At 64.0% G+C, this 15442-nt stretch carries 10 protein-coding genes; 6 read left to right on the forward strand and 4 right to left on the reverse strand.

Annotated features, from left to right (window positions below; all coding sequences use genetic code 11):
* Positions 1-86: 86 nt before the first annotated feature.
* Complete coding sequence (gene hppD, locus F8237_RS16895; RefSeq protein ID WP_151650576.1) at positions 87-1205, forward strand: 4-hydroxyphenylpyruvate dioxygenase; 1119 nt, start codon at positions 87-89, stop codon at positions 1203-1205.
* Between the two features lie 180 nt (positions 1206-1385).
* On the opposite strand, the gene F8237_RS16900 is transcribed toward hppD, so the two are convergent.
* The 4 genes from F8237_RS16900 to F8237_RS16915 form a co-directional block, all read right to left on the reverse strand.
* On the reverse strand, positions 1386-2498 hold the full coding sequence (locus F8237_RS16900) for a CaiB/BaiF CoA transferase family protein (RefSeq protein WP_151646370.1): 1113 nt from the start codon (positions 2496-2498) through the stop codon (positions 1386-1388).
* Between the two features lie 206 nt (positions 2499-2704).
* Positions 2705-3505 carry an FAD binding domain-containing protein gene (locus F8237_RS16905; protein ID WP_151646372.1) on the reverse strand — a complete coding sequence of 267 codons (801 nt, stop codon included), beginning with the start codon at positions 3503-3505 and terminating at the stop codon, positions 2705-2707.
* A 14-nt stretch (positions 3506-3519) separates the two neighbouring features.
* Entirely contained in the window at positions 3520-5862 is a 2343-nt protein-coding gene (locus F8237_RS16910) for a xanthine dehydrogenase family protein molybdopterin-binding subunit (protein WP_151646374.1), read from the reverse strand.
* Between the two features lie 85 nt (positions 5863-5947).
* Positions 5948-6433 (reverse strand): (2Fe-2S)-binding protein, encoded by a 486-nt coding sequence (locus tag F8237_RS16915; RefSeq protein WP_151646376.1) that lies wholly within the window; start codon positions 6431-6433, stop codon positions 5948-5950.
* Between the two features lie 333 nt (positions 6434-6766).
* On the opposite strand from F8237_RS16915, the gene F8237_RS16920 reads away from it, so the two are divergent.
* The 5 genes from F8237_RS16920 (at position 6767) to F8237_RS16940 (ending at position 15408) form a co-directional block, all read left to right on the forward strand.
* Complete coding sequence (locus F8237_RS16920) at positions 6767-8806, forward strand: methyl-accepting chemotaxis protein (protein WP_151646378.1); 2040 nt, start codon at positions 6767-6769, stop codon at positions 8804-8806.
* Positions 8807-9002: 196 nt separating this feature from the next.
* The gene (locus tag F8237_RS16925; protein ID WP_151646380.1) at positions 9003-11036 is read left to right on the forward strand and encodes a methyl-accepting chemotaxis protein; all 2034 of its coding nucleotides are present in this window, start codon (positions 9003-9005) and stop codon (positions 11034-11036) included.
* 347 nt (positions 11037-11383) lie between these two features.
* Entirely contained in the window at positions 11384-12871 is a 1488-nt protein-coding gene (locus F8237_RS16930) for an MFS transporter (RefSeq protein WP_151646382.1), read from the forward strand.
* 4 nt (positions 12872-12875) lie between these two features.
* Positions 12876-13706, forward strand: coding sequence for a trehalose-phosphatase (otsB, locus tag F8237_RS16935; protein WP_151646384.1), 831 nt, complete (start codon positions 12876-12878; stop codon positions 13704-13706).
* A 238-nt stretch (positions 13707-13944) separates the two neighbouring features.
* Positions 13945-15408, forward strand: coding sequence for a trehalose-6-phosphate synthase (locus F8237_RS16940; protein ID WP_162006084.1), 1464 nt, complete (start codon positions 13945-13947; stop codon positions 15406-15408).
* Positions 15409-15442 lie beyond the last annotated feature (34 nt).

Genomic DNA, 15442 nt, shown 5'->3' on the forward strand with positions numbered 1-15442 from the left:
ATATAATAATCAATATGCGCCCCATTTGCACGCTCCTTGCGCGCCCAATGAAGGATAGTTCATCCAGTCGCAATCTGGAGAACACCATGGGCCCGTTCCCGCACGATGCACCGCCGGCCACCATCACCGCCGACAATCCGATGGGCACCGATGGGTTCGAGTTCGTCGAATACGCCCATCCCGATCCGGCAGAGTTGCATGCGCTATTCAAGCTGATGGGTTATGCGCCCGTCGCGCGCCACAAGAGCAAGCGGATCACGGTCTATCGGCAGGGCGACATCAACTATCTCGTCAACGAGGAGCCCGGCACCCACGGCTACGATTTCGTCGCCGCGCATGGCCCTTGCGCGCCGTCGATGGCGTTTCGCGTGGTCGATGCGAAGGCGGCCTACGACCGCGCGATCTCGCTTGGCGCGGAGCCTGCCGATGTTTCATCGGCGCAGAAGACGCTCGATGTGCCCGCGATCAAGGGCATCGGCGGCAGCCTGCTGTATTTCGTCGATCGCTACGGCGCCAAGGGCTCCGCTTATGATTCCGAGTTCGAGTGGCTCGGTGCGCGCGACCCGCGTCCCGTCGGCGCGGGCCTGTTCTATCTCGATCACCTCACCCACAACGTCCATCGCGGCCGCATGGACGTGTGGACGGGCTTCTACCAAAAGCTGTTCAACTTCCGCCAGATTCGCTTCTTCGACATCGAGGGCCGCGCCTCCGGCCTGTTCTCGCGCGCGCTGACCAGCCCCGACGGCAAGATCCGGATCCCGATCAACGAGGACGCCGGCGATTCCGGCCAGATCGAGGAATATCTGAACATCTATCGCGGCGAAGGCATCCAGCACATCGCCTGCGGCTGCCGTGACATCTACGGCACGATCGAGGGCATGCGCAAAGCCGGCCTGCCGTTCATGCCGTCACCGCCCGAGACCTATTTCGAGCGCATCGATGCACGCCTGCCCGGGCACGGCGAGGACATTGCGCGGCTCAAGACCAATGGAATCCTGATCGACGGCGAAGGCGTGGTCGACGGCGGCCAGACCAAGGTGCTGCTGCAGATCTTCTCGGCGAACGCGATCGGCCCGATCTTCTTCGAGTTCATCCAGCGCAAGGGCGACGACGGCTTTGGCGAAGGCAACTTCAAGGCCTTGTTCGAATCGATCGAGGAAGATCAGATCCGGCGCGGGGTGCTGAAGGTGGAGGATGCGGCGTAAGAACGCTGCTGTTGGGCAAACTGCTGTATTACGACAGGTGTCGTCCCCGCGTAGGCGGGGACCCATAACCACAGGGAGGGGTTATGGCGCGACGTGGTAACTCCGAGCCGTCGCCAAACCATTCCTTGTGGTTATGGGTCCCGGGCTCGCGCTTCGCGCGCCCCGGGACGACAGCGGAGATTACTTCCTCAACTTCCACGCAGCCGTGACCGCACCAATCTCCGCTCCCTCCGGCTCACGCACTGTCGACGGCGTGCGTGAGAAGCGCGGCGCCGGTCCGGGCTGCTTCACGCCGTGGCGTTCGATAAACACATTTCGTGCGACCATGTGCGGATGCTCGGTCGCTTCCGACATGGTCAGGACCGGCGCGAAGCAGATGTCGGTGCCTTCCATGATCTTGCACCAGTCCTCGCGCGTCTTGCTCTTGAAGACCGCCTTCAACTTCTCCTTCAGCGCGGGCCAGGCCTTGGGATCCATCTGCGCGTCGAAATCGGCGTCGGTGAGGGCCGCGTGCTCGCGCAGCAGCGCGTAGAACTGCGGCTCGATCGAGCCGATCGAGACGAAATGGCCGCAGGCGCATTCATAGACGCCGTAGAAGTGAGCGCCGCCGTCCAGGAAGTTGCGGTCGCGGCCTTCAGTCCAGCGGCCGAGCGTTTTCATGTCGAAGAAGAACGACATCAGCGATGCCGCGCCGTCGCACATCGCGGCATCGACAACCTGGCCCTTGCCGGACTTCTGTGCTTCGAGTAGCGCTGCGAGCACGCCGACGACCAGATAGAGCGCGCCGCCGCCGAAATCGCCGACCAAATTGAGCGGCGGCACCGGCGCCTCCTTAGGTCCGATCGCAGCGAGCGCACCGGTGATGGAGATGTAGTTGATGTCGTGTCCGGCGGCGTTTGCGAGCGGGCCTTCCTGGCCCCAGCCGGTCATGCGGCCGTAGACGAGTTTTGGATTGCGCGCGAGCACGACGTCGGGGCCGAGCCCGAGCCGCTCCATCACGCCGGGACGAAAGCCCTCGACCAACGCGTCGGCATTCGCCAGCAGGTCGAGCACCTGCGCGATCGCAGCCTTGTCCTTGAGATCGAGCTCGATCACCTTGCGGCCGCGGCCCGCCACCGACTTCATGCTCTTCCTGGCGCCGACGCGGTCGAGCGTGACGACGTCGGCACCCATGTCCGCCAGCATCATGCAGGCGAACGGGCCGGGACCGATGCCGGCGAATTCGACGACGCGGAAGCCGGAGAGCGGGCCGGAGGTGCGGACGGAAGCGGTCTGGGCTGGTTTATCGAGCACGTTGTTGTTTCCTCGGGTCGCGGGCGAATGCCGATGATCCGGCAGTCGCTTCGGACGTTCCTCTGTGGGGCGAGTTAATTGGCTGATTAACTTTTCCCGCCTTCACGTCAGCGAGGCAAGCGCTTTTCATGCATGGGCGCATAATAAAAGCGGCGCGCATTGCTGCGCGCCGCGGAAGATTTGTGTTGAGACGCTAAGGCGAAACGTCAGCCCGCGGCGGTCACGGCGCGCTGCGCCATCACCTTGACGAGGTTGGCGCGGTACTCCGCCGTGCCGTGAATGTCGGCCAGCAGGTTGCTCGCCGAAATGCTGACGCCATCGATCGCCGACGGCGACCAGTTCGCTTTCAGCGCCGCTTCGATCGCGGGCACCCGCATCACGCCGCTTTGCGAGGCGCCGGTGGCGGCAACGCGAACCTCGCCCGACTTCGTCTGCGCGACGAACACGCCGGTCAACGCGAAGCGCGAGGCCGGGTGTCGCATTTTCTCGTAGCCCGCCTTCGCCGGAACCGGGAACGACACGGCGGTGATGATCTCGCCGTCTTCGAGCGCCGTCGTAAACAGGCCCTGGAAGAAGTCCTCCGCCGAGATCGACCGCTTGTTGGTCTTCACGGTGGCGCCGAGCGCGAGCAGGGCGGCGGGATAATCCGCGGCGGGATCGTTGTTGGCGATTGAGCCGCCGATCGTGCCGCGATAGCGCACGGCGGGGTCGCCGAGCACCGAGGTAAGATAGGCGATCGCGGGGATCGCCTTCTTCACATCGGCATTCTGCATGATGTCGAAATAGGTCGTGCCGGCCTTGATGGTCAGCACGTCGCCCGAGAGTTCGACACCCTGCAGCTCCTTGATCTTGCCGAGGTCGATCACGTCGGAGGGGCTGGCGAGGCGCTGCTTCATCACAGGCAACAGCGTCTGGCCGCCGGCGAGGAACTTCGCTTCGCTGCCCTTGGCGAACAGGCTTACCGCTTCGTCGACGGAGGAAGCGCGATGATAAGTGGTCTGATACATCTTTGATGCTCCTCTCAAGCCGCGTGGATCGTGCGCCACACCCGATCCGGGGTTGCGGGCATTTCCAGATTGTTCGTGCCGATCGCATCCGTGATCGCATTGATCACGGCCGCAGAGGCGCCGATCGCGCCGGCCTCACCGCAACCCTTGATGCCCAAGGGATTGCCGGGGCACAGCGTCGTGGTGTGGGAGAGGTTGAACGACGGCACATCGTCGGCACGCGGCATGGCGTAGTCCATGAACGAGGCCGTGACGGGCTGGCCGTTGGCATCGTAGATCGCGTGCTCGAGCAACGCCTGTCCGATGCCTTGAACCAGGCCGCCATGGACCTGACCCTCGACGATCATCGGGTTGATCAGCCGGCCGAAATCGTCGGCCGCGACGAAGTTGACGAAGGAGGTCTTGCCCGTACCAGGATCGACCTCGAGCTCGCAGATATAGGTGCCGGCCGGGAAGGTGAAGTTGGTCGGGTCGTAGAAGGCGCTTTCCTTCAGGCCCGGCTCCATCCCGTCAGGCAGATTGTGCGCAGTGTAGGCCGCGAGCGCGACCATCGGCAGTGCGATCGCCTTGTCGGTGCCGGTCACCTTGAACTCGCCATTCTCGATGACGATGTCGGCTTCGGAAGCTTCCAGCGCATGCGCTGCAATCTTCTTGGCCTTGGATTCCATCTTCTCCATCGCCTTCAGGATCGCGGTGAGACCGACAGCCGCCGAGCGCGAGCCGTAGGTGCCCATGCCGAACTGCACCTTGTCGGTGTCGCCATGGACGATCGAGACCTGGCTGATGGGAATGCCGAGGCGCTCCGAGACCAGCTGGCAGAAGGTGGTCTCGTGGCCCTGGCCGTGGCTGTGCGAGCCCGTGAGGATCTCGATGGTGCCGACCGGGTTGACGCGCACCTCGGCCGATTCCCACAGGCCGACGCCGGCGCCCAGGCTGCCGACGGCCTTCGACGGCGCGATGCCGCAGGCCTCGATGTAGCAGGACAGACCGATGCCGCGCAGCTTGCCGTCGGCTTTCGCCTTGGCTTTGCGGGCAGCGAAGCCGGCATAGTCGATCGCCTTCATCGCGGCGTCGAGCGAGGCATTAAAGTCGCCGACGTCATAGGCCATGATCACGGGCGTCTGGTGCGGGAACTGGGTGATGAAGTTGGTCCGGCGCAGTGCCGCCGGATCGACCTTCAGCTGCCGCGCCGCCGTCTCCATCAGACGTTCGATCAGATAGCTCGCTTCGGGACGGCCCGCGCCGCGATAGGCGTCCACCGGCGTGGTGTTGGTGTAGACGCCGACCACCTCGGCATGAATCGCCGGGATGTTGTACTGGCCCGACAGCAGCGTCGCGTAGAGATAGGTCGGAACCGACGACGAGAACAGCGACATGTAGGCGCCGAAATTGGCGTAGGTCTTCACCTTCAGGCCGGTGATCTTGTTGTTGGCATCGAATGCCATCTCGGCATGGGTGACATGGTCGCGGCCATGCGCGTCGGTGAGGAAGGCCTCGGTGCGGTCGCCGGTCCATTTCACGGGACGGCCGACCTTCTTCGACGCCCACAGCGCCACCATCTCCTCGGGATAGATGAAGATTTTCGAGCCGAAACCGCCGCCGACGTCGGGTGCGATCACGCGCAGCTTGTGCTCGGGGGCGATGTTGTAGAATGCCGACAGCACGAGGCGGGCGACGTGCGGGTTCTGCGAGGTCGTGTAGAGCGTGAAGTGCTCTTCCGCCTCGTCGTAATCGGCGATCGCCGCGCGCGGCTCCATCGCGTTCGGCGCGAGGCGATTGTTGGTGACGTCGAGCTTCACGACATTGGCGGCCTTGGCGAAGGCGGCATCCGTCGCGCCTTCGTCGCCGATCACCCAGTCATAGACCTGGTTACCGGGCGCTTCAGGGTGAAGCTGCGGTGCGCCGGCCTTGATTGCGGCGTGAACGTCGGCGACCGCCGGCAGCTCTTCATAGCCTACGACGACCGCTTCCGCCGCATCGCGCGCCAGATTCTTGCTCTCGGCGATCACGACCGCGACGGCCTGACCGACGAAACGCACCGTCTCCGGAGCCATCGCCGGCCATGCGCCCATCTTCATCGGGCTGCCGTCCTTGGAGGTGATGGCCCAGCCGCAGATGAGGTTGCCGACCTTGTCGTCGACGATCTGCTGGCCCGTGAGCACCGCGACCACGCCCGGCATCTTCAGCGCGGCGGACGAGTCGATCTTCTTCACCTTGGCATGCGCGTGCGGGCTTCTGATGAAGTGGGCATGGGTCATGCCCTGCAATTTGATGTCGTCGACGTAGCGGCCCTTGCCGGTAATGAAACGCTTGTCTTCCTTGCGCACGACTCGCGCGCCGATGCCTTCAACACCCATTGTCTGGTCCTCCCGACCGGAATTGTCTTGACTGCGCTTTCCCTCGAAAGCCGCAGCGATTGTTCTTTTTTCGAGGCGAGCCGCTTTACTCGGCCGCCTGCGAGACCTTCATGCGTCCGGCCGCGTCCAGCACGGCTTTGACGATGTTGTGGTAGCCGGTGCAGCGGCAGATATTGCCTTCCAGCTCCTGGCGGACGGTGGTCTCGTCGAGGTCGCCACCATGGCGGTGCACGATGTCGATGGCCGACATGATCATGCCCGGCGTGCAATAGCCGCACTGCAGGCCGTGATTGTCGCGGAAGGCGGCCTGCATCGGGTGCAGCTCGTCGCCCTTGGCGATGCCTTCGATGGTGGTGATGTTGGCGCCGTCGGCCTGGCCCGCCAGCATGGTGCAGGATTTCACCGCCTTGCCGTCCATGTGGACGACGCAGGCGCCGCACTGGCTGGTGTCGCAGCCGACATGGGTTCCGGTGAGGTTGAGGGTATCGCGCAGAAGTTGGACCAGCAGCGTGCGGTCCTCGACATCGACAGCAACGGCCTTGCCGTTCACTGTCAGCTTGACTGTAGACACGGTGGAGTCCTCCCGGGATTGATTTTGATTGTTTCTAATTAGAGACAGCGACCCGGAACTTTGCAACTAGGATTTTGGTCGCCGCCGTCATTGAAAAGTCATTGATCCCGCCGAGGGCGCAATGACTTGCTCGGGGATTGCCGCCGGAACGGCCACCGGGGGTGGAATGCCAGCCATCTGGACCAGCCGGTAGGCCTTTGGCCGATGGAACCCTGGATTGCATGAACCTGCCGAGTTTACCGCCCTTTATCCATTGTGCCCTAGTTTTGCGCATCCGGACTTGGAGGCGGGCGCCCCCGAGCCACGGCTGAATAGAATAAATGGGGGTTGGGAATGTCCGGGCGTATCGCGTCGCCGTCGAAACGTACAATATTTCCGACTCTCCGGTTCCGCGCCAAGATCATTCTGGGCTTCGCCGTAGTGCTGGTGATCTCGGCCGGCAGCATGGCCTTCGCTTATTTAGGTTTCGAGCGGGTTTCGGCCGGGGTCGGGTCCTACCGCAGCAGCGTTTCGGAGGCCGACCTCGCCCGCAACATCGACCGCGAGCTGCTGGCCTATCGCTCGGCCGTGAAATATTTCGTCGTCACCGGCAAGGAGGACGACGCCAAGGCGGCGCTCGACGCCCAGGCCAACCTGAAGAACGCCATCGACGAGGCCGTCAAGAGCGCCAAGCAGCCGGCGCGGCAGGACGGCATCAACAAGCTCGCCAAGGAGTTCTCCAACTTCTCCACGACCTTCGCCAAGGTCCTCCAGGCCAAGCGCGACAGCACGCTGCTGGTGCAGAACCAGCTCACGCGCAATGCCAACCTCCTGAAATACAAGCTCGACGACATCGGCAACAACGCCTCCGATTCCGAGGCGCAGTCGATCGAGTTCGGCACCAAGCAGGTCAACGCCCAGTTCCAGACCGCGAGCGCCGCGGCAACCAATTTCGTGCTGACGTCCGACCAGGCGATCGCGACCAGCGCGCTGGCGCGGCTGAAGTTCGTCGAGAACTCGCTGGGTGCGGTCTATTCCATGGACGACAAGATCGTTGCCGGGTTGAAGGACGCCAAGGCGCTGCTCGTCGCCTATCGCGAATCGCTGGAGAAGCTGATCGCAAATGCCAAGATGGTCGACGAGCTCGTCAACGAGATGAGCGGCTCGGCCGGTGCGATCCTTCAGGGTGCCACCGCCATGAAGGCGGACCTCGTTGCCGAGCAGCAGCGGCTGGATTCCGAATCGGAAGCGACCATCGGGAAGACCGAGCAATTGGTGCTGATGCTGGCCTTTGGCGGTACGCTGCTCGGCGTGGTCCTCGCCTTCCTGCTCGGCACCGGCATCTCGCGTCCGATGATCGCGATGTGCAAGGCGATGCGCGAGCTGGCCTCGGGTAATTTCGAAGTCGTGCTGCCGGGTTTGGGGCGCAAGGACGAGATCGGCGAAATGGCCGGTGCGGTCGAGGAATTCAAGGTTCAGGCCGTCGCCAAGGCGGAGCGCGATGCTGCCGCCAGCGAAGCCCAGAACAAGGAGGCGAGCGCCGCGCGTCGCTCCGAGCTGATTCGCTTCGCCGACGATTTCGAAAGCGCCGTCGGTGCCATCGTTTCCAACGTCTCCGCCTCGGCCGTTCAGCTCGAATCGGCTGCGTCCACGCTGACCCGCACCGCCGAGACCACGCAGAGCCTGTCGAGCCAGGTCGCCGACGTCTCCGAGCAGGCGTCCAGCAACATGCAGTCGGTTGCGACCGCGACGGAAGAGCTTTCGGCCTCGGTCGAGGAGATCGGCCGCCAGGTTCGCGACTCCAGCCGAATCGCCGAAGCCGCCGTGGTGCAGGCCAAGGAGACCGACAATCGCATCGGCAAGCTCTCGCATGCCGCCCAGCAGATCGGCGAAGTCGTCAAGCTCATCACCGCGATTGCCGAGCAGACCAATCTTCTCGCGCTCAATGCCACCATCGAAGCGGCGCGCGCAGGTGAGGCCGGCCGCGGTTTTGCGGTCGTCGCGAGCGAAGTGAAGTCGCTGGCGAGTCAGACGGCGAAAGCCACCGACGAAATTTCCTCGCACATTACCGGCATGCAGGGCGCCACCGCCGAATCGGTCGCCGCGATCAAGGAGATCGGCGCCACCATCGGCCAGATATCGTCGATCTCGACCTCGATCGCCAGCGCCGTCGAGCAGCAGGGCGCGGCGACGCAGGAGATCGCGCGCAGCGTCCAGACCGTTGCGCAGGGTACCCAGACCGCCGCCACCGACATCGGCCAGGTCAACCGCGGCGCCGCCGAGACCGGCTCGGCCTCGGAAGAGGTCCTGAACTCGGCCAAGACCCTGTCCAGCGAGAGCACCCGGCTGCGCGCCGAACTCGATCGCTTCATGGGGAATATCCGGGCGGCGTAGGGCTGCATTTGACTGCGTCTGCTCCAGCCGGATTTTCACCATTGCTTCGGGGCGGCCCTCCCGCGTCACCTAACCGCAAGTTGCGGCGCCATAAATTTACCGCCGCTTATTCTTTGCCCCTTACCGTGCGTACGAGTCGGGGAGCGCGCTGCTCCCAGGCTGCGCCTGGTTTTCCGCGAATGGAATGGGGTGGGGAATGTCCGCCAAGTCGAAGCCGAACAAATCGAGCCTGCTCACCTTGCGTTTTCGTGCAAAAATCATCCTCGGTTTCGTGGCGGTGCTGGCCATCCTCGCCGCCAGCATGGCTTTCGCCTATTTCGGCTTCGAGCGAATCGCCGGCGCCGTGGCGTCCTACCGAACCAGCGTGGCCGAAGCGGACCTCGCGCGGACGGTCGATCGCGATCTGATCGCTTACCAGGGTCTGTCGCGGGCCTACACGCTGACCGGCTCGGCGGATGACGAGACCGCGGCCAAGGCGGCCGAAGAGAATCTGAAGGGCGCCATCGCCAAGTCGATGACCGCGACCACCGGTGCGGCGCGCCGCGAACAGGTCGGCAAGCTCGAGGCCGAGTTCCAGCGCTTCACGAAGGTGTTCAGCGAGATCATCACGCTGACGCGCGAGAACAACAAGATCGCGACCGACGAGCTCAATAGCGTCGGCAACAAGATCCGCTTCAAGTTCGACGATCTCGCCGATACCGCGGCACTGGCCGGGCTGAACTCGGTTCAGGCCACGGCCAAGGACGTCACCTCGCAATATCTGGCGGTCTCCACCTCGGTGAGCGCCTTCGTCACCAAGCCGGAGCCGAAGACCGCCGACGGTGTGATCGCCCGCATCAAGTTTCTGGAGACCCTGCTGGTCTCGATCTATGCCAACGACCAGAAGATCAGCGACCGCGTCACCGAGATCGGCAATCTCCTGAAGCAGTACCGCACCTCCTTCTCAAAGCTGACTGAGAACGTGAAGGTCATCGTCAAGTTGAATGGCGAGATGACCAAGACGGCCGCGTCCATCCTGAAACTCTCGGCCGATCTCCGGTCGGACCTGACCGCCGATCAGCAGCGCATCGAAGCCAGTGCCAACGCCACCATCGTCGACACCGAGCAGCTGATGCTGATGCTGGCGCTGGGCGGCCTCGCCGTCGGCGCGGTGCTGGCCCTGATGCTCGGCAACGGTATCTCGCGTCCGATGATCGCGATGTGCAAGGCGATGCGCGAGCTGGCCTCGGGTAATTTCGACGTCGTGCTGCCGGGTTTGGGGCGCAAGGACGAGATCGGCGAAATGGCCGGCGCGGTCGAGGAATTCAAGGTTCAGGCCGTCGCCAAGGCGGAGCGCGACGCTGCCGCCAGCGAAGCCCAGAGCAAGGAGCAGGAGGCGGCGCGCCGCTCCGAGCTGATTCGCTTCGCCGATGATTTCGAAAGCGCCGTCGGCGCCATCGTCTCGAACGTCTCGGCGTCGGCCGTTCAACTCGAATCGGCTGCGTCCACGCTGACCCGCACCGCCGAGACCACGCAGAGCCTGTCGAGCCAGGTCGCCGACGTCTCCGAACAGGCTTCTTCGAACATGCAGTCGGTTGCGACCGCGACGGAAGAGCTTTCGGCCTCGGTCGAGGAGATCGGCCGCCAGGTTCGCGATTCCAGCCGGATCGCCGAAGCCGCCGTGGTGCAGGCCAAGGAGACCGATGGCCGCATCGGCAAGCTGTCGCATGCAGCCCAGCAGATCGGCGAAGTCGTCAAGCTGATCACCGCGATCGCCGAGCAGACCAACCTTCTCGCGCTCAATGCCACCATCGAGGCAGCGCGCGCAGGCGAAGCCGGCCGCGGTTTCGCCGTGGTCGCGAGCGAAGTGAAGTCGCTGGCGAGCCAGACCGCGAAGGCCACCGACGAGATCTCCTCGCACATCACCGGCATGCAGGGCGCAACCGCCGAATCGGTTGCCGCGATCAAGGAGATCGGCGCGACCATCGGACAGATCTCGTCGATCTCGACCTCGATCGCCAGCGCCGTCGAGCAGCAGGGCGCGGCGACGCAGGAGATCGCGCGCAGCGTCCAGACCGTTGCGCAGGGCACTCAGACCGCGGCCACCGACATCGGCCAGGTCAACCGCGGCGCCGCCGAGACCGGTTCCGCCTCGGAAGAGGTCTTGAACTCCGCCAAGACCCTCTCCAGTGAGAGCACGCGGCTACGCGCCGAACTCGATCGCTTCATGGGGACGATTCGGGCGGCCTAAGTCGTTCGCCTGAGGCCTCCAGTCGCCTCACACCCCTGTCGTCCCGGACAATCGCGCTCTCAAGCGCGCGCCGATCCGGGACCGATACTGCCGCAAACGCCCGCTTTAGCTCCACCTTCGCGCGCTGCCGCCTTGCGCGAATGTGTCGTCTTTCTGACATGAGCCATGCGTCAACTCCTTGCGGCTCCACCGGAAACGAGCGGACCTGCGACTAGTCCTGCGGGAACCTGCCCTTGCCGCAGACGTTGTCGCAGGTGGCAGGCGGAATGCCGCACCCACGTGATCGGAACAACCCCGTCCACTTCATGTGAAGCGGGGCCGCTTTCATTGGTCAAACCCAAAACGTGATGGAATTGCAGCAAAGCCCGGCGCTGAACTATGGATCTGACGTCTCGATGGCGGCCGCGACCGACCGTATCATCGAGACCAGCATTCCCGCTCGGCTCGATGCGCTGCCGTGGAGCGGTTTTCACACCCGCGTCGTGCTGGCGCTCGGCATCACCTGGATTCTCGACGGGCTCGAGGTGACGCTGGCCGGCGCGCTCTCGGGTGCGCTGAAGCAGAGCCCTTCTCTCCACTTCTCCAATCTGGATCTCGGCGTCGCCAATTCCGCCTATCTCGCCGGCGCGGTGCTCGGTGCACTCGGCTTCGGCTGGCTCACGGATCGCATCGGCCGCAAGAAGCTGTTCTTCATCACGCTCGCGCTCTATCTGTCGGCGACCGCCGCGACGGCGTTCTCCTGGAGTGTCGCGAGCTACGCGCTGTTCCGTTTCCTCACCGGTGCCGGCATCGGCGGCGAATATACGGCGATCAACTCGACCATCCAGGAGCTGGTGCCGGCGCGCTATCGCGGCTGGACCGATCTGGTCATCAACGGCAGCTTCTGGATCGGCGCGGCGATGGGCGCGGTGGCGGCCATCGTGCTGCTCGATCCCAATGTGATCGGCCCCGATCTCGGTTGGCGGCTGGCCTATCTCATCGGCGCGAGCATCGGCCTCGTCGTGCTGCTGATGCGGATGTGGATTCCGGAAAGCCCCCGGTGGCTGATGATTCATGGCCAGCCCGATCAGGCCCACGCGATCGTCGACGAGATCGAGCGCTCGGTGATCGGGCACGACCAGGATGCCGACGAAAGCCGCTTCGCCAAAATACGCCTGAAGATGCGCGACCACACGCCGATCAGGGAGGTCGTGCACACGCTGTTCTCCGCCTATCGCAAGCGTGCGCTGGTCGGCCTCGTGCTGATGAGCGCGCAGGCGTTCTTCTACAACGCGATCTTCTTCACGTTCGCGCTGGTACTGACCGATTTCTACGGCATCAGCGCCGATCATGTCGGCTGGTATCTGCTCCCCTTTGCGGCCGGAAACTTCCTCGGCCCGCTGCTGCTCGGCCGCCTGTTCGATACGCTCGGACGCCGCGTCATGATCATGTTCACCTATGGCGTGTCGGGCCTGCTGCTGGCGCTGTCGGGCTATCTGTTCTCGATCGGCGCGCTGAGCGCGCAGGGGCAGACCATCGCCTGGATGGTGATCTTCTTCTTTGCGTCCCCCGCCGCGAGCGCGGCCTATCTCACCGTCAGTGAGACCTTCCCTCTGGAAGTTCGCGCGCTGGCGATCGCGGTGTTCTATGCGGTCGGCACCGGCATCGGCGGCGTCGCGGGGCCCGCGCTGTTTGGCGTACTGATCGACACGGGATCACGCACCAGCGTGTTCGCCGGCTATTTGCTGGGGGCATTTTTGATGATCGCGGCCGCGATCGTGGCGTGGCGCTATGCCGTCGCTGCGGAACGAAAATCGCTCGAACAAATCGCGCGGCCGCTCGCCTTTATGGAGTAAGCTCATGAAATCGGAACTGGCGGAAATGCCGATGGTCGACGAACAAGCCGCGCGTAACGACAATGAGAGGCCGGAATCGGTGCCGGTGCCGCATGCGTTGGTCCCGCATCTCGACGAGACCGCGATCCTGCTCGACATCGACGGCACGCTGCTCGACCTGATGCCGACGCCGCGCGAGGTGTGGGTGCCGTCGGGCCTGTCAGAGACGCTGAGCCGGCTGACCGAACGCACGTCCGGCGCGCTGGCGATGGTCAGCGGCCGCTCGCTCAACGACATCGACCTGATCTTCGCGCCCGAGGTGTTTCGCGCGGTCGCAGGTCACGGCGCGGAGATGCGCCTGTCGGTGGGCAATGAGGCCGACGAGGTGAACGCACCGCCGATGGACAAGGAGTTGAAGCGGCGGCTCGCTGCGGTCGCAAAGCTCAGCCCCGGGATCCTGCTCGAGGACAAGGGCTATTCGCTGGCGCTGCACTATCGCCTCGCGCCGCATGCGGAGAAGGCGATCTATGAAGCTGTCTCGCTGATACGCGCCGATCTGCCCAACGCGCCGATCGAGGTGCTGCCCGGCAAGTTCGTCTGCGAGATCAAGCATTCCGGTTTTACCAAGGCGACCGGCGTGCGCGAATTGATGAAGCACGAGCCGTTCAGGGGACGTCGTCCGATCTTCATCGGTGACGACGTCACCGATGAAACCGTGTTCGCGATCATGCCTGATATGAACGGGCTCTCGTTCTCGGTCGGCCGCCGCGCGATGGGCGTTGACGGCCATTTCGACGCGCCGAGCGATGTGCGCGCGTTCCTGGCACGGCTGCTCGACGACACAAGGTTGGAATAAGGCGTCGTCACCGCGGGGCCACATTGTCGTTGGCGAAAGTTCCTGCGAGCGCGCAATTCATGCTGTGCATCCCGGCGAGAAAAGCCGCCTTTGTCGAGCGATATCGCCGGGTTCCCGCGATTTAAAACTGGTTCCAACGCGCATGCCTGATTTTGGTTTCAATCGGTAGAAATGATGACAGGAACCATATTGATGAACGGCAGTTAAATGGGGTGGAATGAACAGGAGGGGACGACCTGTGAACTTGATCGTCGTTTCAAATCGGGTTGCGCGCGGTAAACCCAACGAGCCGATGACGGGAGGCCTCGCGGCGGCCTTGCTTCCGGTCGTGGAAAATTCAGGTGCGATCTGGGTGGGTTCCTCCGGCCGCGTCCGTGACGGTCATCAGAAGGAGCCGTTCGCCGAGATCGAAGCGCTCGGCTCGGGCGCGATTGCGACGCTGGATCTGCCTGCGGCGCATTACGGCGGCTATTATGAAGGCTTTGCCAATTCGGCATTGTGGCCGGCGCTGCATTCGCGCAGCGATCTGATCCGCGTCTCGCGCGACGACTATGTCAGCTATCGCGAGGTCAACGCGTTCATGGCGCGCGCCTTGATGCGATTCCGGAAGGACCAGACCGCGTTCTGGGTGCAGGATTATCATTTCCTGGCGCTCGGTGCGGAGTTGCGCGATCTCGGCGTCGATGATCCGATCGGCTTCTTTCTGCACACGCCCTGGCCCGTGGCTGCGGTGATGCAGGGCGTGCCCAATCATCGCGAGCTGATCACGGCGATGCTCGCTTACGATCTGCTCGGCTTCCAGACCGACGAGGATTGCCAGAACTTCCTGGCCTATGCCGGCGGCGAGCTTGGTCTCACCGTCGAGGACAGCGTCGTCATTTCGCAGAATGGCCGCACGCGCTGCGAAGTCTTTCCGATTGGCATCGATGCCGAGAAATTTGCGCAATATGCCGCGAAGTCGGTCTCGCATCCGGACGTGTCGCGGCTGCGCCGCAGCCTCAACGGCGAGCGGCTCGCGATCGGCGTCGACCGGCTCGATTATTCCAAGGGCCTCGTCAACCGCATCAGCGCGTTCGACCGGCTCTGGACCGAGCACCCGCAATTCGCGCGCAGCATCTCGCTGCTCCAGATCGCCAACCCGTCGCGCGGTGCGATCGAGGCGTACGGCAATCTGCAGAACGACGTCGCCCGTCTCGTCAGCGACGTCAACGGCCGCCATGGCGAAGTCGACTGGACGCCGATCCGCTATCTCAACAAGGGTTTTAGCCAGGCCGTGCTCGCGGGCCTCTATCGCACCGCCCAGGTCGGCGTGGTGACGCCGCTGCATGACGGCATGAACCTGGTGGCCAAGGAATATGTCGCAGCCCAGAACCCGGCCGACCCCGGCGTGCTGGTGCTGTCGAAGTTCGCGGGCGCCGCCAACGAACTCGACACCGCGCTGCTGGTCAACCCGCACGACATCGACGGCATGGCGCGCGCGATCGCGGTCGCGGCCGCGATGCCGCTGACCGAGCGAAAGATGCGCTGGGAAGCGATGATGAAGAAGCTGCGCGGCCACACCATCCAGCAATGGTCGGCGGATTTCGTCGCGGAGCTGGAGAAGTGCCGGACCGAGAAGGCCGCAGTAGCTCCGCTGGCCGCCCAGCCGCCGCAAGCGCTACGCTGGCTGAAGTCGGCGATTTCCGGTGTAAGGCTGATTTAGTTCTGGTCTCCCTCGTCCCGCTCTTACGGGGAGA

This window comes from Bradyrhizobium betae (assembly GCF_008932115.1).
Classification (GTDB): Bacteria; Pseudomonadota; Alphaproteobacteria; order Rhizobiales; family Xanthobacteraceae; genus Bradyrhizobium; species Bradyrhizobium betae.

What these genes read in the sequence shown, in the direction of transcription:
- hppD (WP_151650576.1), top strand. Translation starts at nt 87, where the DNA reads ATGGGCCCGTTCCCGCACGATGCACCGCCGGCCACCATCACCGCCGAC.
- F8237_RS16905 (WP_151646372.1), bottom strand. Translation starts at nt 3,505, where the DNA reads ATGTATCAGACCACTTATCATCGCGCTTCCTCCGTCGACGAAGCGGTA.
- F8237_RS16910 (WP_151646374.1), bottom strand. Translation starts at nt 5,862, where the DNA reads ATGGGTGTTGAAGGCATCGGCGCGCGAGTCGTGCGCAAGGAAGACAAG.
- F8237_RS16920 (WP_151646378.1), top strand. Translation starts at nt 6,767, where the DNA reads ATGTCCGGGCGTATCGCGTCGCCGTCGAAACGTACAATATTTCCGACT.
- F8237_RS16925 (WP_151646380.1), top strand. Translation starts at nt 9,003, where the DNA reads ATGTCCGCCAAGTCGAAGCCGAACAAATCGAGCCTGCTCACCTTGCGT.
- F8237_RS16930 (WP_151646382.1), top strand. Translation starts at nt 11,384, where the DNA reads ATGGAATTGCAGCAAAGCCCGGCGCTGAACTATGGATCTGACGTCTCG.
- otsB (WP_151646384.1), top strand. Translation starts at nt 12,876, where the DNA reads ATGAAATCGGAACTGGCGGAAATGCCGATGGTCGACGAACAAGCCGCG.